Source organism: Bifidobacterium thermophilum, from assembly GCF_002846655.1.
Classification (GTDB): domain Bacteria; phylum Actinomycetota; class Actinomycetes; order Actinomycetales; family Bifidobacteriaceae; genus Bifidobacterium; species Bifidobacterium thermophilum.
The window spans coordinates 110,724-129,402 of record NZ_PCGX01000007.1 but is presented as its reverse complement, the minus strand read 5'-3'; the positions used below and the strand labels follow the sequence as shown (position 1 = coordinate 129,402).

Sequence of the window (18,679 nt, the reverse complement as noted above, 5' to 3'; positions counted from 1 at the left end):
CACGCCCGCACCGCTTGTCACATCATGACCGAACCACTAAACTACCAGTTGGTAACTAAATCCGCCTCGATGAAGAAAGCGAACCGTCATGACCGACGATCTTCCCTACCGAAACCCAGAACTGCCTGCATCGCAACGCATCGCCGACCTGCTCGGACGCATGACCCTCGAAGAGAAAGTCGGGCAGATGATGCAACTCGATGCCCGCAACGGCGACCTCGATGATCTCATCGTCGCCAAACACGTCGGCTCGATTCTGCACACCAGCCCAGCCGACCTGCCGCGCGCCGTCGAAACCGTGAACACCAAAACACGCCTCGGCATTCCGTTGCTCATCGGCGACGACTGCATCCACGGATACTCCTTCTGGCCGGGAGCCACCATCTTCCCCTCGCAACTGGGCATGGCGGCCAGCTGGGACCCCGCCGCAGTGCAGGCAGTCGGCCGCGCAACCGCCGAAGAAGTCTCCGCCACCGGCGTGCACTGGACCTTCTCCCCCGTACTGTGCATCGCCCGAGACACCCGATGGGGCCGCGTGGATGAAACCTTCGGCGAAGACCCGACCCTGATCGGCGACATGGCCTCCGCCATCATCAAGGGCTACCAAGGCGGCGCCAAAGCCGGCGAGCCGCTCGCCCACGACGCCATCCTCGCATGCGCCAAGCATTTCGCCGGCTACAGCGAGACCCAAGGAGGCCGTGACGCTTCCGAAGCCGACCTGTCCCACCGCAAACTCGAATCATGGTTCCTGCCGCCCTTCGAACGGGTCGCCAAAGAAGGCTGCGGCACCTTCATGCTCGGCTACGAGTCCATCGACGGCATACCGGTTACGTTCAACCACTGGCTGCTCTCCGATAAGCTACGCGGTGATTGGAACTACCAAGGCACGCTGATCACCGACTGGGACAACGTCGGTCGCGCGGTGTGGGAGCAGAAAGTCAAAGCCGATTATGTGCAAGCCGCAGCAGACGCGGTCAAAGCCGGCAACGACCTGATCATGACCACACCGCAGTTCTACGACGGCGCCATCGAAGCCGTGCACACCGGCTTGCTGGACGAAGCGCTGATCGACGCCGCAGTGAGCCGCATCCTCGCGCTCAAGTTCCGTCTCGGCCTGTTCGAAGACCCCCGATTGCCCGATGAGCGGCGCATCAAAGAAGTCGTTGGCTGCGACGCCCATCAGCATCTCAATCTGCGCATCGCCCGTGAATCCACAGTCCTGCTGAACAACAACGGGGCGCTGCCGTTCGCCGCAGCCGGCAAACGCATCGCCGTCATCGGTCCGCTTGCCGACGACGCCCAGAACCAGCTGGGCGACTGGGCGGGCAACTCCGGCCAAGTCACCTGGATGCCCGACGGCCAGCCGCGCGGCATGATCACCACAATCCTCGACGGATTCAAACAACTCGCCCCTCAAGGCTGCAACATCACCTATTCCCGTGGCGCGAACATCATCGACCTGGTCGATGACCCGGAAGGCGCATACTTCCCAGACGGCCAGCCGCGCCCGAAACTCGCCGTCAGCGCCCCCGTCGACCAGCGGCTGCTCGACGAAGCCGTGGATAACGCCCGCCAGAGCGACCTCATCGTCGCTGTCGTCGGCGACGTCGTGCAACTGGTCGGAGAAACCTGCTCGACCGCGACCTTGGAACTGCTCGGCGGCCAGAACGCCATGCTCGAAGCGCTCAGCAATGTGGCACGCGAAACCGGCACACCGCTGGTCGTCGTGCTGATGAGCTCCAAGCCGCAAGTCATGCCCGCATGCGTGATCGGCGGCAACGGCGTCATCGTGGACGAATCCGCGGCAGACGGCGTCAGCGCGTTCCTGTGGGCGCCAAGCCCGGGAATGAAAGGCGGGCAGGCGATCGCCGAAATCATCCTCGGCCTCACCGATCCCAGCGGCAGGCTTCCCATCACCTTCCCGCGCCACGCCGGGCAGCTGCCGGTGTATTACAACCAGATTCGCGGTCAACACGGCAACCGCTATGCCGATCTCACGCAAGATCCGGCATTCGCGTTCGGTGAAGGACTGAGCTACACCACCTTCGACTACGGCGAAGTGGCCATCACCAACACCCCGGCATGCGGGACATACACCGTGGATGACACGGTACACGCCGAAATCACACTGACCAATACCGGCGACCGGGCAGGCACCGAAGTCGTTCAGCTGTATATCGGCGACATCGTCACCTCATACAGCTGGACCGACCGCGAGCTCAAGGCGTTCCGACGCGTGCACCTCAAACCGGGCGAAACCACGATTGTGGCCTTCGACATTCCGGTGGCCGACTGCACCATCGTCGACCAGGACGCCCACAGGTTTGTGGAACCCGGCGAGTTCGAGGTGCTGATCGGCCATTCGAGCCGTCGCGCGGACCTCAAACGCGCCACGTTCACCGTCGCGTAAACGACCACATCACTTCCGCCCCAACCACATACGGAGCAGGGGGTGCCGCCGAACCCACGACGGTTCAGCGGTACCCCTCCCACAGCGGCAGCGGAAACAGCAAATCCTCCATCGCCGCCCATTCCTCACACAAATCAATCGCCGGCTCGCGCAACCAACGCAACTGCACGCCATCCATGATCTCCATCGCACGACGGACCAGCGGGCGCATATCCTGCCACTGTCCCACCCACTGCGGAATCTCCCATGCGAATCCGCTGTAATACCGCCATATCGCTTCCGGCCGACGGGCGAACTCCTCATGCAGCGGATGCCGCGGATTGAACGATTCGACCTGAAGCATGGAAAACAACTGCACCAGCATGCGCCGCTGCGCATTGCACTGCACCAGGAATCGCAGATAGGCGGGGAACCGCATCGCACCCGGCCCGCTGCCCGGCAGCCCGGAGGCGCGGAACTCCTCCGGGCTGCCGATCGCATTGTAATATTCGTGATACACCATCGCCAGCATATTGTCTTTGCTGCCGACATACCGCAGCACGCCCTGCTTGGAAATGCCGACCCGGTCAGCGACATCCTGCACGGACATGCCGTTGAATCCGCGTTCGCCAATGAGTTCGACCGCGGCGTTCAGCACCTCGCGTCGACGCTCCTGCGGTGGTTTGCGGATCCGCTTGCTGCGCTGAGTATCCATACACCCGAGTGTATCGGTGCGAACGGAAAACCCGAGCGCGCTCTCAGGCCTGGAACACGTCTGGGTGGACCGGATCCCCCGGCACATCGGCAAGCAGCCCCTCCAGTCCGAGGAACTCCTGCCAGAAGTCAAGCGGCTGCCCATACGGCGTTGCCTCACTGCCATGCGCCTGCACGTTCGCTTTCGCTTCCAACACGTCAAGATCGCTCAGCCCATCGAAATACGATGTCAGCCGGCCGAGGTTCTCATCGTCATAGAACAGGGAACCGATGATCTCCGTCAACCGTTGGGCACGTTCGACCGGCAGTGAATCCCAGTGGCGCAGTTCGATGAAGTTCTTCAGCCGCACATCGTTGAAATGCGTGGACAGCACATGGTTCACCTCGTACGCGTTGAGCTCGCGGTCGGGGTAGATCTCGTCGGCGTTGTCGCGGAACGCGGCGCGGTGTTTCTGCTCTTCGGGCAGCCCCTCAGCCTCCGGGGTATGCGTCAGATCGGCGAACATCATCGGAGTGCTCAACACGTCCACCGCATAATCCTCCCAACCGAAACGGTCATCGTACAGACCGGGGATCAGGTTGGTGCGCTGGCAGTCGAGGAAATCCCACATGCGCTGGCGCAGCAGCGGGAACGGGTTCTCCACGCCTTCGAAATACGGGGTGTTGCGGAAGTACCACGCCAGAATCGGGCCGATCGCGGTCCCCACGCGCAGCTTGCGGACGGCGTCCTGCTCGTTCTGATAGTCGATGCTCACCTGCGTGGAAGCGGAACCGCGCATCATGCACAAGCCGTACTGGCCGACGCGTCCCAGATAATCGGTCATCGCCTCGTACCGGCTCTTCGGGTTGACCGGAATGTCGGCGTAGCTGGTGTTCGGCTGGTAACCGTAGTTGATCAGGCGGAAGTCCAGCGCGTCAAGAATCGGATCGACCTCGTCACGGAAGCGGCCGTAAATCTCGCTCAACTCTTGTGGATCGTGCAGCACGCCGATCGAGCATTCGACTTGGGCGCCCGGCTCCAGTGAAATCGAAATCCCTTTTCGGGCAAGCCCAACCAAATGCCCGTTCTCCCAGTATTCCTTATCGGCGTCATAATACGGGCGCATACGGTTGAGCAGCTCCTCAACCCCGTTCGGCTCGTAGTAGTTGACCGCCTGGTCGCTGCCATTGCGTACGGGCAGATGCTCGATTTCCACCCCGTAGCCGTCATCGCGTTCCGGCTTGGCGCCGCTTTCGAAGAAGCGGACCAGGCTGTCAACGTGCTTGGGGTTGACGGTGGCATTCATGTGCGCGTAGCTGATGCGTGGTGTGCTCATGCTGCCATCGTAAACGAAATGGGACCGCCACGCGCGGATTGCCGCGCCCTCAGCTCTACGAAAAACTGATAGCGCCTTGCAGGGTCTGATGCCGCCTGATGTGATGCCGCTTGGGTCGACGCTGCTTTGGGACGATGCCGCGCATCCAGCCCGTCCAGTCGGCACCGACGGCGAACCGTGCCGACGGAGACAGACAGACGGCGACAGACAGACGATCCGCGGCGTGGCACAGCGGGGCGGGAATGGCAGTACTGCCGCGGCGAGGCGCGAGGTAGCGATGTTGAGCGGCAAAGTGGAGCGTGCCCCCCACACACACTCCGGGCGCAACGCGTATGCCTGGCGCCGGTATCTATCGGTCCGACGCCAGAATCGCGTTCAGTCTGCCGTAGACAGCGGCGCCGATGCGTCTGGCGACGGCGCGGACGCTCCACTCTCGCCGGCGCGCCCGCTTGCCCGGCCGTGCATCGGCTCATCGAGATGCGCCTTGTGATTCTTCTTGGCAGCGGCGATCATCAGCTTCAAACGGTTGAGCTGGTTCGCCTCCGAGGCGCCCGGATCATAGTCGATCGACACGATGTTGGCCTGCGGGTACAGACGGCGGATCTTGCCGAACATGCCGCGCCCGGTCACATGGTTCGGCAGGCACGCGAAGGGCTGCGCGCACACGATATTCGGGCACCCGGACTCGATCAGCTCGATGATCTCGGCGGTCAGCAGCCAGCCTTCGCCCGCTTGCACGCCGACTGACGTAACCTCGTCGGCAGTCTTGACGAGCTGCTCCATGCGTTCGTCCTGGCTGAACTTGCCGTGCGCGGTGGCGATGGCGCGACGTACCGGGTTGAGCCCGCGGTTGAGCGCCCACCGCATGATCGCGTCCATAGTCTGGCTACCGCCGGTGCCCAGATGGTCCTCGTTCCACTTGTCGGTGTACGGGTGCTGGGTCATGAATTCGATAATGCCCGGCACCACAGCCTCGCAACCTTGCGCCTCGATCTGGTCGACGACATGGTTGTTGGCGTCCGGATGGTATTTGACGAGAATCTCACCTACCACACCGACACGCGGCTTGCGCGGGATATCCCGTAGCGGCAGCTCGTCGAAAGTGCGCACGATCTTCTTGAGCAGCTGCGGATAAACCCAATACCCCTTGCCGTACACGCGTTTGGCAGTCTTGGAATACCCGTGGTGTTCGATGGTCTCGCGCAGGATTGTATCCCACTGTTCATATAGGGCGTTCGCGCTGCCCGGTTCCGCCTCGTAGGGGCGGACACGGTACAGGCATTTCATGAGCAAATCGCCGTACACGAGCGCTTTGCCGGCACGCTCCAGCATCGCCGGTGTCGCTTTGAAGCCCGGGTTGCTTTCCAGCCCCTGGAAGCTCAGCGCGATGACCGGAATCTGTGGATATCCGGCGTCAATCAGCGCCTTGCGGATCAGACCGTAGTAGTTGGTGGCTCGGCACATGCCGCCGGTCTGCGAAATGGCGAGCGCCACATGATTGGGATCGTACTTGCCTTGGATGATGGCGTCCACCAGTTGTCCGACGACCATGATCGCCGGATAGCAGGCGTCGTTGTTCACGTATTTGAGGCCGGTTTCCACGTCCTCGTTGCTCGCGTGCTTGAGTACGTCGCATGTGTAGCCGCCTGAGCGGATGACGGATTCAACCAGCGAGAAGTGGACGGGGCTCATCTGCGGTACGACGATGGTGTAGTCGCGCATGGATTTCTCGAAGCGGACCTTGTGCGCGTACCGGCTCATGGTGGCCTCGTTGCGGGCGGATCCGCCGCGCTTGCCAGTCTTCGAGCCGTCCTGCTGCGATGTTTGGGCATTGCGGCGCGCGGCCTTCCTGACCGCCTCGGTGAGCTTCGGATTCTCGGCCATCACGGTGTCGAGCATCGCCTGACGTCCCGGGGTCGGAGCAGGGCCGCCGGTGTGGCGGAAGCCGCTGTCGGATGCAGTTTGCGCGGGCTGCGGTTCCAGCGATTCGGGAGATTCCGACGACTTGTGGCCGTCGCGCAATTCGGAGTTGCGTTCACGCTCCTCGACGGCGGCTTTCAGCGAACGCAGACGGATCTTGGCCGCGCCGAGGTTGCTGACCTCGTCGATTTTGAGCACGGTGTACACGTCGGCCTTGTCGGCGAGGATTTCGCTGACCTGGTCGGTGGTGATGGCGTCGAGGCCGCAGCCGAAGGAGTTGAGCTGCACGAGTTCAAGCCCCGGATAGGAGGACACGAAGCGCGCCGCCGCATACAAGCGGGCATGGTAAGCCCACTGGTTCTGCACGCGCAACGGCATGCGTGTGACCTTGCGGTCGCCCACCTCGCGGAATCCCGCAGAATCCTTGGCACGGGGGTTCTTCTCCCCCGCGGCCAGATAGTCGCTCAAATGCAAATCCTCACCGGGCTGCAGCTCGCAGATCGAATCCTCGGACAGCACGACCATACCCAGCGAGCAAATCGTCTCGGGAATGCCGTGGTTGACTTCAGGATCGATATGGTAAGGCCGCCCGGCGAGCACGATGCCGCGGCAATCATGCTCCTTCATGTACGCGAGCGCGCGCAAGCCTTCCTGCTGCACGTCATGCTTGAACAGCTTATCCTCGGCGTATGCAGCCTTGACCGCCTCTTGGGCCTCGTCCATCGTCACGTTCGCCCATGCGAATTCCTCGACAATGCGCTTAGCCATAAGCTCATGGTTGGCGAGGTTGAAATAGGGGCGCATGTAGCGGATGCCGGGTTCGCGCAGTTCGGGCATATTCGCGCCGATGACGACCGGGTAGTTCGCGACGACCGGGCAATTGTAGTGGTTGTCGGTGTTGGGCACGAGGTTCTCCTCGTAGCTCACGCACGGGTAGAAAATCGTCTTGACACCCTTGTTGAGCAGCCATTTGATATGGCCGTGCACCAGCTTCGCAGGATAACAGATGTTCTCGGAGGCGATGGATTCGATGCCGGTTTCGAACAGTTCGTGGCTGGAACGCCCGGAGATGATGACCTTGAAGCCGAGATTGGTGAGCAGGGTGAACCAGAACGGGTAGTTCTCGTACATGTTGAGCACGCGCGGAATGCCGATTTCGCCGCGGGTCGCCTTCTTGTCGGTCAAGCGGCGGTAGGCGAAGCAGCGCTTGTACTTGTAGTCGTACAGGTTCGGCCGGTCGGAACGCTTCTTCTTCGCGTCGCCACCGCGTTCACACCGGTTACCGGTCACGTAGCGCGAACCGTCCTGGAAGGTCGTGATGGTGAGCTTGCAGTGGTTCTGGCACAGCTTGCACACATCACGGGACGTGGTCATTGACAGATTGTCAAGCGCCTGACCGCTCAGGATGCCGGAACGCGTGTGCTCGGCGGCCGGATCATCGTCCGCAGCGTCGACGTAATGCATGCGGGCGGTCAGGGCGGCGCCGTACGCGCCCATAAGGCCGGCGATGTTCGGGCGGGTGACCTCGCGTTTGGTCAGCAGTTCGAAAGCGCGTAGCACGGCATCGTTGAGGAAGGTGCCGCCTTGGACGACGACCGTGTCGCCGAGCGCGTCGGCGTCACGCAGTTTGATGACCTTGTACAGTGCGTTGCGCACGACCGAATAGCACAGGCCGGCGGCGATGTCCTCGATGGAGGCACCCTCCTTCTGGGCCTGTTTGACGGAGGAGTTCATGAACACGGTGCAACGCGAGCCCAGATCTACCGGATGTGTGGAGTTCAGGGCTTTCTGCGTGAATTCCTCGATGCTCAACCCCATGGACTGGGCGAAAGTCTGCAGGAAGGATCCGCAGCCGGACGAGCAGGCCTCGTTGACGGCAATCGAGTCGATGACCCCGTCGGTGATGGCGAGGTATTTCATGTCCTGGCCGCCGATATCGATGACGGCAGTCACGCCGGGGCTGACCATTTCGGCGCCACGGTAGTGCGCCATCGTCTCGACGACGCCCTCATCCAAGTGCAGACCGGTGGAAATCAGACCTTCGCCGTAGCCGGTCGCACAAGAACGCGCAATCCACGCTTCAGGCGGCAGCTGCGCCTGGATGCGTTTGACGATATCCACGGCGGCGGTCAGCGGGCTGCCCTCGTTCGTGGCGTAGGAGGACCATACGATTTCGCGGTCGTCGTTGACGAGGGTCGCCTTGATGGTGGTCGAACCCGCATCGATGCCAAGGAAGTGCGGGCCGGACGCCCCTTCGAGCGTGCCCACATGCACGTGTTCGCGGTGGTGACGGGCATTGAACGCCTCGCGGTCCGCCTCGGTGGGGAACAGCGGCGGCATGGTCTTCGTATTGCTCGGCAGGTTCTTCAGTCGCTCCAAATCATCAAGAATCTGCGTGCAAGTGCGTGGTTCGGCGACCGTGGCGGTGCTTGTGTCGTCATCGTCGTCGTTGTCGTCGCCGGCGATGAGTGCAGCACCGAACGCGACATACAAATGGGCGTTGCTCGGGGTGATGAACTCGTCGACCTTGCCTTCGAGCGCACGGTGGAAGGCTTCGCGCAGCTCGGACATGAAGAACAGCGGCCCGCCGAGGAAGACGACGTTGCCGTGGATTGGCCTGCCGGAAGCAAGGCCCGCGATTGTCTGCGTGGCGACGGCGGTGAAGATCGAAGCCGCCAAATCGGGTTTCGCCGCGCCGTCGTTGATAAGCGGCTGCAAATCGGATTTCGCGAACACGCCGCAACGCGAAGCAATCGGGTACAAGGTCTGGTAATGCTTGGCCATTTCGTTGAGGCCGGCCGCATCCGTATCCAACAGGGTGGCCATCTGGTCGATGAATGCGCCGGTGCCGCCCGCGCACGAACCGTTCATGCGCTGCTCAGGGGTGGGCTTCAAATACGTGATTTTCGCGTCCTCGCCACCGAGCTCGATGATGACGTCGGCTTGCGGGATTTCCTGGTCAATCGCGCGGGTTTCGGCGATGACTTCCTGGATGAAGGGCACGTGGATGTTGTCGGCGAGTGTCAGGCCGCCGGAGCCGGTGATTGCGAGCCGAATCGGCTCATCCCCGCGTCCGAGCTTGTCGAGCGCAGTGCGGATGTCCTCAAGCAGCCCAGCCACTGTGGCGCGGACGTTGGCGTGATGGCGCCGATAATCGGAGAACAACACATCGTCAAGCGTGTCGCCCTGATCGAGCACGACCGCCTTGACCGTGGTCGATCCGATGTCGAGACCGACACGCAACGGTTTCCTCCCGTGTTCGCCGGTCATGACATGTTCTCCCTGTTCCACCATCTGCACCTCATATCCATTGTCGGCGGAGTGCCGGGCGGTGCCGACCTCAAACCGTGCACCTGCCCGCCCCGCCGAATTTCCTCTAGTGAATGCTAACGCATACGGACGTCAGCAGAACTCGCCCCCAGCGAAACAGGACAGATGTCGGGTATCTGTCCCGCGGATTTGTGCTACCCGCGAGTTGGAACACGCGCATGCCCGGTCAGGAGCGTGCCGATGTCTTTGCCGGCATCCGGCGTTTCACCGCGGCCGACACCGCGGTGGTCGCTCGCATAGCGCCCCAGGCGAGCAGGGTGACTACCAGTTCCAAGGGCAGGAGTCTCGCCGGGAAGAACGCCATGAGGATGCCGGCGAGCGGGGCGTTGCCGACCAGCACGATGGCCGTGCAGAAGGCGACCGTCATCACCACAACCACCGGCTGGCAGCCGGGCAACAGCTTGGCGAGCGCGCCCCCGTGCAGCAACGCGGCGAACATAATCGGGAAAATGTCGCTGCCCGTCCATCTGCATTCGATGCACAACTGCGCAAACAGGAGCTTTCCGCCGGCGAGTGCGAACAGTGCGCCAGCACCGAGGCTTGCGAACAGCGTGCTGATGGTGTGGATTTGGTGTTGTCCGGATGTCGACAGCACCGGCAGTATGGTGACCACGAGCGCGACGAGTACGCCGCCGACTAGCAGACGCACGGTCATCGGCACGTTGATGCGCCCCGACAGCGCGCGGATGCCAGTCATCACCCTAGCCACTGTAATCGCTCATCCCTCACAAACCAGCTACGCAAACGGCTTTCCCAGCGTAGACAGTTTGTGGGAAACAGGCGCGAGACGGACGCACGCCAGGTGATTTACTGTTCGGCGGAGATGCTATCGTTACCTTCCCCGGCGGCGCGATCCTTGCCATAGATTTCCGGGATGAAGCGCTCCTGGTCGTGCAGTTTGCTCCAGATGACAGGCTCGCCCGCCACAAAGGATTTCTGCACGTCGATGATCCGCTGATTGCTCGAACCGCGGAATTGCAGCAAAGAATCGTGCAGGTCCTTGATATACCGGCCGTCGACGAGAATATCGATCTCGTGTAGCAGATCGAGTTTGTCCGGGGTCTCGCCGGGGCGCATGAGCTCCTCCCACGTGTAGCCGGTCCAGCACCAGATGTCTTTCGTATGGCCGAAACGTTCGCGGATTTTGCGTGCCAGCGGCAGCAACACGCCCGTATTGAGCAAGGGCTCGCCGCCAAGGAAGGTGATGCCCTGCACGTATGACTGGGACAGGTCGTCCATGATTTGCGCCTCGAGCGCGTCATTGTATTCATGGCCTGCTTGGAAATCCCAGATGGACTTGTTGTAGCATTCCACGCAGTGGAACGGGCATCCGGACACGTACAGGGAACAGCGGATGCCTTCGCCATCGGTCATAAGGAACCGCTTGTAGTCGGCGATCATATTGTGGCTCATCCGGTTCGTCCACTGTCCGGCTTTCGGGTTGTTCGACCGGTTGGTCGGGATGAACGGACCGCGGTCGGTCTCCCCCGCCGCGAAATCGTGCAATGTCGTTGCTGCCATCTGTACTCCCCTGCTCCTTAGCTCCTTGTTGTATTCCGGGCACGCCGCCGAAGCTTGCCCGCACGGCAATGACGGCCGTGTGCAGCGTGCATCACGGCCGTCATCATTGTTTCCCGGTTCGCCGCCTTCGGATATCCGTCTGGCGGCCTGCTCCCGGTGTTTTCCGGGCTATGTTTTCCGGATGTTGCGCTCCGGATTATGCGCTCCGGGCTACTTGGTCTCCTCGAACCATTCGCGCTCGGAACCGTCCTTGAGCGTCACATGGCCAGTTTCGCCGCTCATGTGCTTGACGCGGTGGGCGATTTCCTCGTGGCGGCCATGCACCATCGGGCGCTGGACCGGGTTGCCGAGGTATCCGCACGTGCGCTTGGTCACATTGCACTTGTCAGGGTCGGAGTTGCCACACTCGGGGCACTTGAAGCCCTCTTCGGTCGGCTCGAAGTCACCTTGGAAACCGCACACGAAGCAGTGATCGATCGGGGTGTTGGTGCCCAGGTAGCCGATGCCGATCTTGTAGGCGTAATCCCACACAGCCTCAAGCGCCTTGGGATTGTCCTGCAGGCACGGGAACTCGCAGTAGTTGATGAAGCCACCGGACGCGTAGTAGGGGAAGTCCTTCTCGTAGTCGAGCTTCTCCATCGGCGTCGGGGACAGCCACACCGGGTAGTGGAAGGAGTTGGTGTAGAAGTCGTGGTCGGTCACGCCTTCTACGCGGCCGAACTTCTCGCGGTCCATGCGGTTGAAGCGGTCAGTGAGGCTTTCCGCCGGCGTGGAGTACACCGAGTAATGGTAGCCTTCGGCCTTGCACCACTGCTTGCACAGCTGGTTCATGCGCTTGACAATGGACAGCGCGAACTCTTTGCCTTCCGGATCCCAGCTGTGGTCGCGCATCCAGTTCTTACCGTAGAACACAGCCGTCGCCTCGTACAGGCCGATATAGCCCAGAGAAACGGTGGCACGCTCGTTGCGGAAGAGCTGGTCGACGTTGTCGTTGGCGCCGAGGCGTCCGAAGGCACCATAGCGGAACAGGGTCGGCGCGTTGACCGGGGTGGCCTGCTTGCAGCGCATGATGCGGAACTGCAGCGCCTGGTGCGCGACTTCCATACGCTCGTCGAACAGCTTCCAGAAGCGGTCCTTGTCGCCGTGGGACTCAAGGGCGATACGCGGCACGTTGACGGTGACGACGCCGAGGTTCATGCGGCCGTCTTCGACATCCTTGCCGGTCTTGGGGTCGATCCAACCCTGCAGGAAGGAACGGCAGCCCATCGGGGCTTTGAAGGAGCCGGTGATCTTGACGATGTTGTCATAGAAAACGACATCCGGGTACATGCGCTTGGTGGAGCATTCGAGCGCCAGCTGCTTCATGTCGTAGTTCGGGTCGCCCGGGTCGGCGTTGATGCCGTGTTTGATGGTGAACACGAGCTTCGGGAAGATCGCGGTATGGCGATCCTTGCCCAAGCCGCGGATGCGGTTGAGCAGAATGGAACGCTGGATCTCACGGGCGAACCAGGAGGTGCCCAGGCCGAAACCGACGGTGACGAACGGGGTCTGACCGTTGGACACACGGTTGGAATTAATCTGATATTCCATGGTCTGCATGGCGTCATAAATCGCCTTGCGGGTCATGATCTTCGCATAGATTTCGCGAATCTGCTGGATAGGCTCGGCATCCGCGTCAAACGGGACGTCGTCGGGCAGCGGCGCGCGGTTCTCGAAATGCAGCCCGGACGGCTCCTGGGCCTTGAGTCCACGCACAACAGTTTTCGCAGCCTCGACCGGCATATCGTCGGGGAACATGGCGTGGGCCATCTTCAGATGCTTTTCATAGTCGAGCTTCGCATACGGCTCAAGCATCTCGTCGGCGCGGTTGACGGTCTGGCCGCCGTACTGTGCGCCCGCGATGTCCTTGATGATCTGCGTGATCTGCGTGGCGGCGGTGCCGATGGACTTCGGGGAGTCCATCATCGCGTTGCCAAGCTCGAACCCGTGAGCGAGCATGTCGCCGAAGTCCGGCAGCGAGCAGTTGGTCATCGCAGTGAACGGCGAGTAATCGGCATCATGGAAGTGGATGTCGCCCTTCATATGGGCGTTGGACACGGCGTCAGGCAGCATGGAGAACGCGGACGCCTTAGAAACGGCGCCGGCGAGCAAGTCACGCTGCGTGGCATAGACGTTGGAATCCTTGTTTGCGTTCTCACGCACGAGGGATTCGTCGCGGTTGACCAGACGGCTGACCGCTTCGTTGATATCGGTGGCCTTGGCGCGCTCGATGTCCTTGTTCAGACGATAGGTCGTGTAGTTGCGGGCGACCTCATACAGATGGTCTTCGATGAGGCCGTGCTCGACCAGGTTCTGGATGTCCTCGATCTTGGCAGGACCGTTGTAGCGTTCCTTGATTTCGCCTTCGACCTGGTTGGCGAGGTCGCGAATCAGCTGCTCCTCCTCCGGGCCGATCTCCTTGTCGAGATCCTTGAAGGCGGACTTGACGGCGCTGATGATGTTAATCGGGTCGAATTCGACGATTCGGCCGTCACGCTTCTCGACGAGCACCTTGCCCATATCCGACTTCCCTTCCGCGACAGTGTCTGCCACATCGCTGTCCGGGGTGGCGGTCCGAGGCACATCAAGAACCTGCATGTCCATTGGGTTCCGTCCTTTCCCTTGGCCGGGCGCCTCCCGGCCTTCATCGTTCTGTATTTGCCACATCGACTGTACCACGAGATATAGTGCACGATCACCGAGTGTTGCCCAAGATATAGTAGCAATCCGCATCGTTCCGCCAATAAGCGGCAAATGTGATGAGGATTACACGAGCACCTCAGCGTGTCGTTTCCGACACGCCACCACCACCCATGAAAGAGTGATATACGCGGGCGCGCGCGCAATGAAATTGTCCGTTCGATGCGCAACAGTAGAGGCCATCGAACATCCGTCAGGCTACGTCAGCCGACGGCGGACGGGTAGGGCAGTCACGCCACGCACGCAAGTGGCACGCCACGCCCACGGCGCGAAGGGAAGGCATATGCAGTACGGGTATCAGGAAGCGAATTACGGCTATGGCAATGCCGTGGCAGCCCCCGGCAACGCCGACGCGCCCAAGCCACTCGACCAGCTGCCGCGGCTCGCCCGCGACACCACCGCGGAGAACCCTTGGCCGGTCAGCGTGGTCAGCCAGAAATACCATGATGCCGTCGAACGCTGGCCGGCGTCGTGGGTCGAAGGCCAGATTGTCGAAATCAACATGCGGCGCAGTACGTCTGGCTACATCACACTGCGCGACAACACCCAGGACATCTCGATGTCCGTCATGGGGTTCAGGAACTTCGTCGCGATGGCCCGCGAGTTCAAACAGGGCGAGCGCGTCGTTGTCCATGGCAAGCCGGAAGTGTGGGTGAAGGCGACACGCCTGAGTTTCATCGCCGACGACATCCGCCGCGTGGGAGCCGGCGACCTCAAGGTGCAAATCGACGAACTGCGCAAGAAGCTCAAAGGCGAAGGCCTGTTCGACGCCGAAAACAAGATTCCGCTTCCGGAATTCCCCCGTTGCATCGGCCTGATTTGCGCACCCCAGGCCCGCGCCGAAGGCGATGTCATCACCAACGTGAACCTGCGTTGGCCGGCGGTGGACTTCGTGATTGAGCATGTCCACGTCCAGGGTGCGCAGTGCCCGCCGGAGGTGGTCCAAGCGATCCGCAAGCTCGACGACGACCCGAGAGTGGACGTCATCATCGTCGCGCGCGGCGGCGGCAGTTTCGAAGACCTCATCGGCTTCTCCGACGAAAACGTGGTACGTGCCACGGCGGCATGCCGCAAACCAATCGTCTCGGCAATCGGGCATGAGGACGACTGGACGCTCATCGATTTGGCCGCCGATCTTCGCGCCTCGACGCCGACGGATGCGGCAAAGAAGGTCGTACCAGACGTGCGTGAGCAGTGGCAGCTCATCGCCAACGCCTGGCAACGCATGAATCTGCGAATGGACGCCATGGTCGGCAACGAGCAGCGGCTTATCGAAGGCTATGCGAACCGGCCGAGCCTGACCAACCCGAGTACCATGCTCGAACCGCATCAGCGGCTGGTTGACGACGCCGTGCAACGCATGCGATATGGGTTGACCCGAATCATCGACGACGCCGGCATGACCGTCGAGAAGCTCCACGCCAGCCTCACCGCCATGAGCCCGCAGGCGACCTTGAACCGCGGGTACGCCGTCGTGCAGACCGCTGATGGGCATGTGCTTGACAACGCGGCCGATGCGAGCATGGGAGAGCAACTGTCGATCACCCTGCACCACGGCACCCTGCTCGCCGAAGTCAAAGGGCAGACGGGCGGAAACCACATCGACACCGGCGACTGACGCGGTTGCGGCGCGCCCGTGCGATGCCCGTGTGGTGCTTGTTTGGTGCCTGCCGCCATATGGCCACCAGCAGGCACAGCTTCACCCGCGCAACGCCACGACCCCAGCCCATCGCAACGCAACCGACAATCCGCCTATCAATCATCGACATCAATCACCACTATCAATCATCAACACCCATGGAAGGAACACCGATGACAGTTGAAGCACAGAATCCCCAGAAGACCAACACCACGGCTTCCAGCCTGACCCAAGAGGAGCGCGAGCGTATCGCGTCCATGTCCTATGAGGAGGCGCGCGACCAGCTGATCCAGGCGGTGCAGGCGCTCGAAGCCGGCGGGCTGAACCTCGACCAGTCCATGCGCCAGTGGGAGCTCGGCGAAGCGCTTGCCAAGCGCGCCCAGACCTTGCTTGACCAAGTCCGCGCCAAGCTTGACGCCGCGCAGGCCGAGCAGCAGACTTCTGCCGACACCGCGGGAACCCAGTCCAACCTCGAGTGACCGCCGGCTTGGCGGGCGTTTTGCAGGCGGGTCCAGCCGAAGCTGTGCGGCGGCAAGCCGAAGCGGGGTGGCCGTTAGCCGAATGGCCGTCCGCCGGGTGCGCGCCCGTCTAGCTGCGGCCCGCCAAGCAACGTGAGCCGATGCGCGTCTACGCTGCCGTACCATGCGCAACCGCAATCACTCCACATGCGACGCCCCACAGATGACACCCCGCAGGCGCATCGCCATACCCGGTGCGATGCGCCGTCACGCCACCTGTGAATGCGCTGTTATGCCACCTGCAATGTGGCGAGCAGCGCCACATGGTCCGAACCGGCCACATGCTTGGACTGCACCTGCCCGGCGACCATGCCCTGGTCAATCAGGATGTGGTCAATGCCGGCGAAGGCGGGCACGCCGGTATGGTTCGCCGGCCATGTGAACACCAAACCATGCCCTGCCTGGCGTGTGGCGTCAGAGAACCTCGAACCGAGGATATCGCGGAAAGCGGCATGGTCGTATGTGGCGTTGAAATCCCCCATCATCACATACGCCGTACCGGTTTTCTGCTGCATCAGGGACAGCTCGTTTAGCGCTCTGTTCCACTGGGACCAATACCCGGGCTGCGGCGACGTGGTATGCACGGAGATGAACCGCACCTGCACGCCGCCCATATCAACCGTCCCCGCGGGCATGAACGAGGCGCTGGAATTGACCTCGTCGTCGACGGGACGGTCGAGAGCAACGGCGGACCACAGACCGTTGCCGTACACGCCGTCAGACGATGAGACCTGCGAATACGGCAAATAATCGCCGATACCATCCGCTTCCAGCTGTTTGACGAACGCGTCCGTGGTCTCCTGCAAGGCGAGCACCTCAACACGCTCGTCACGTACCAAATCGACCACAGCCTGCGGGTCGGTCTGCCCTTTGAACACGTTGAGCGTCATCACCCTCGCATAATGGTCGCCGGTCACCGCATGCGCCTGACCGACCGCCGTCACCGCATCCTGTGACAACGCGGCCTGGGAGCGGAAAAACGGCGCCTGCCACCACACCTGCGCCGCGACGCACGCCAACGCAATCAGCGCCACAAACCAACGATTCGAGAACAGTGCGAGCAGCAACGCCACCACGGCGAGCGGCACGAACCACGGGGTCAGCGAGACGACGACCGGAACATACGGCAGCGACTGCAAATCAGCAGGCAGCGCCCGCGCAATCGTCCCCAAGACGGCGACAATCATCAGCAATGCCGCAAGCACGCCAGAAAGCACGTGCTTGCGTTTCGGCTTCACCGCAGGCGCTGACGAATTGGGTGTTCCAGCCATCACATCTCCGTTTTCCTTGTCGTATATCCTCACCACATGTATCCTCACCACTGTAATGCGCGAACGCCCGCCCGCCGTCACAGACAAGCGAACCATCGCGCAATGCTCACCAGTCGGCTATGCTTGAACCAACCGACATGAGAAGGACCCGCATGACCGAACCCACCACACCACCCCAACATTTCGAAGCATTACGGGACTTCGCCAATGACCTGCTGAGCCATTCCGGCTTGCAAGGGCCGACGTTCCTGTGGGATCGTTCCATTCATGATGACGCGCAAAGCGATGACGCCGAGCGCGAAGACATACCCGTGGCTCCCCCTGAGGAGACGAAGCAGACCATCGACGCGCCGATTCGTTGGTATTTACGCGCCATGGATTCGCTCAGCCCGACTCCGCAAGCTGACGGCACTGACGGCATCAACCGCACGGACATGCCGACCTTCTACTACAGCACCGGAGCGCTGTCCGGGGTCGAGGCGGTCGTCGGAAACGCGCTGATGAGCACGAGGTGGTGCGACGCGGCCGGCAATCTCGCCACCGCGCTGATTACGACGTCCTCGTTCCTCGGTAGCATCGCCGACCGGGAAGGCGAAGGACTCGCCTATCTCAAGCGCCTGATTGACGAGACGCGCATTTATTTCGACAGCGTGGCCCAGCACGCGGATCCGGTCACCGGCGGGCAAGCGCTCTCCAGTATCGTATCAGCGGCTTGTCAGGATGATTTCCGGTTCAACCCGGTGCAGATGGTTCAGCTTATCTCGTGCTCGCTGCCGTTTGCGCAATGGGATGACACGCGGGTATTTGTCTACGATGCGATAGACCGGGCGCAAGCGACCATGGCATCGGTCGAGCGCGATATCCGCTCCAATGACAAGGACGACCCGGCGGGCAATCTCATGATGGATTCCGAGGGGAATCTTGTCGATGTGTCGGCGGGCGGCATCCGCGAGCAGTTCGACATGTCGATGCTCATGCTGCGGCATGACGTGTTGCGCATGTGCGGGGAGGACGAGCAGGCCGACCGCATGCTCAGCGAGCACAGTGACATCGAGCCGATGGCCGACGCGTATGCGGCGCAGCTCATCAGGCGCGGACAGTGGCGGCAGCTGCGGGACTTCGCCGGGCGCGTGCTCGCCGACGACCCCTACCAGCAGATGGCGCTGATTCCGCCGCAGCTGGCCCCTGACGAGTGGCACACCATCCTCGATCTGGCGCAATACGAACTCGCGCAGGGGCGGTGAGTCTGCAAGGCTACTGCGGCGTGCAGGGTGATGGCGGTCGAGTTGGGTGACCGCCGCATTGGATGACCGCCGCATTGG

11 protein-coding genes are annotated in these 18,679 nt (G+C 61.9%); 4 read left to right on the top strand and 7 right to left on the bottom strand.

Going from position 1 to position 18,679, the window contains the following annotated elements; genetic code table 11:
- The first annotated feature begins 88 nt into the window (after positions 1 to 88).
- The gene (locus CQR48_RS02520) at positions 89 to 2,410 is read left to right on the top strand and encodes a glycoside hydrolase family 3 N-terminal domain-containing protein (protein WP_101451896.1); all 2,322 of its coding nucleotides are present in this window, start codon (positions 89 to 91) and stop codon (positions 2,408 to 2,410) included.
- A gap of 64 nt (positions 2,411 to 2,474) precedes the next feature.
- Here the strand turns inward: CQR48_RS02520 and CQR48_RS02515 are convergent, their stop codons facing one another.
- The 6 genes from CQR48_RS02515 to nrdD form a co-directional block, all read right to left on the bottom strand.
- The gene (locus tag CQR48_RS02515) at positions 2,475 to 3,104 is read right to left on the bottom strand and encodes a TetR/AcrR family transcriptional regulator (protein WP_101451895.1); all 630 of its coding nucleotides are present in this window, start codon (positions 3,102 to 3,104) and stop codon (positions 2,475 to 2,477) included.
- Positions 3,105 to 3,147: 43 nt separating this feature from the next.
- Complete coding sequence (locus CQR48_RS02510) at positions 3,148 to 4,419, bottom strand: glutamate-cysteine ligase family protein (RefSeq protein ID WP_101451894.1); 1,272 nt, start codon at positions 4,417 to 4,419, stop codon at positions 3,148 to 3,150.
- Between the two features lie 375 nt (positions 4,420 to 4,794).
- Complete coding sequence (locus tag CQR48_RS02505; RefSeq protein ID WP_101451893.1) at positions 4,795 to 9,633, bottom strand: acyl-CoA dehydratase activase-related protein; 4,839 nt, start codon at positions 9,631 to 9,633, stop codon at positions 4,795 to 4,797.
- 202 nt (positions 9,634 to 9,835) lie between these two features.
- Positions 9,836 to 10,366: a voltage-gated chloride channel family protein gene (locus tag CQR48_RS02500; protein ID WP_101451892.1), complete on the bottom strand. Its 531-nt coding sequence runs from the start codon at positions 10,364 to 10,366 to the stop codon at positions 9,836 to 9,838.
- 110 nt (positions 10,367 to 10,476) lie between these two features.
- The gene (nrdG, locus tag CQR48_RS02495) at positions 10,477 to 11,190 is read right to left on the bottom strand and encodes an anaerobic ribonucleoside-triphosphate reductase activating protein (protein ID WP_081966451.1); all 714 of its coding nucleotides are present in this window, start codon (positions 11,188 to 11,190) and stop codon (positions 10,477 to 10,479) included.
- Positions 11,191 to 11,400: 210 nt separating this feature from the next.
- A complete protein-coding gene (gene nrdD, locus CQR48_RS02490; protein ID WP_371836374.1) occupies positions 11,401 to 13,749 on the bottom strand; it encodes an anaerobic ribonucleoside-triphosphate reductase in 2,349 nt (782 codons plus the stop codon).
- A gap of 463 nt (positions 13,750 to 14,212) precedes the next feature.
- Between nrdD and xseA the strand changes: the two genes are divergently transcribed.
- Together xseA and CQR48_RS02480 are read left to right on the top strand one after the other, a co-directional pair.
- Positions 14,213 to 15,547 carry an exodeoxyribonuclease VII large subunit gene (gene xseA / locus CQR48_RS02485; RefSeq protein ID WP_101451891.1) on the top strand — a complete coding sequence of 445 codons (1,335 nt, stop codon included), beginning with the start codon at positions 14,213 to 14,215 and terminating at the stop codon, positions 15,545 to 15,547.
- Between the two features lie 194 nt (positions 15,548 to 15,741).
- Complete coding sequence (locus tag CQR48_RS02480; protein ID WP_101451890.1) at positions 15,742 to 16,047, top strand: exodeoxyribonuclease VII small subunit; 306 nt, start codon at positions 15,742 to 15,744, stop codon at positions 16,045 to 16,047.
- Between the two features lie 269 nt (positions 16,048 to 16,316).
- Here CQR48_RS02480 and CQR48_RS02475 read toward each other — a convergent pair whose 3' ends face one another.
- On the bottom strand, positions 16,317 to 17,357 hold the full coding sequence (locus CQR48_RS02475) for an endonuclease/exonuclease/phosphatase family protein (protein ID WP_101451889.1): 1,041 nt from the start codon (positions 17,355 to 17,357) through the stop codon (positions 16,317 to 16,319).
- A 152-nt stretch (positions 17,358 to 17,509) separates the two neighbouring features.
- On the opposite strand from CQR48_RS02475, the gene CQR48_RS02470 reads away from it, so the two are divergent.
- Positions 17,510 to 18,601: a hypothetical protein gene (locus CQR48_RS02470; RefSeq protein ID WP_101451888.1), complete on the top strand. Its 1,092-nt coding sequence runs from the start codon at positions 17,510 to 17,512 to the stop codon at positions 18,599 to 18,601.
- Positions 18,602 to 18,679 lie beyond the last annotated feature (78 nt).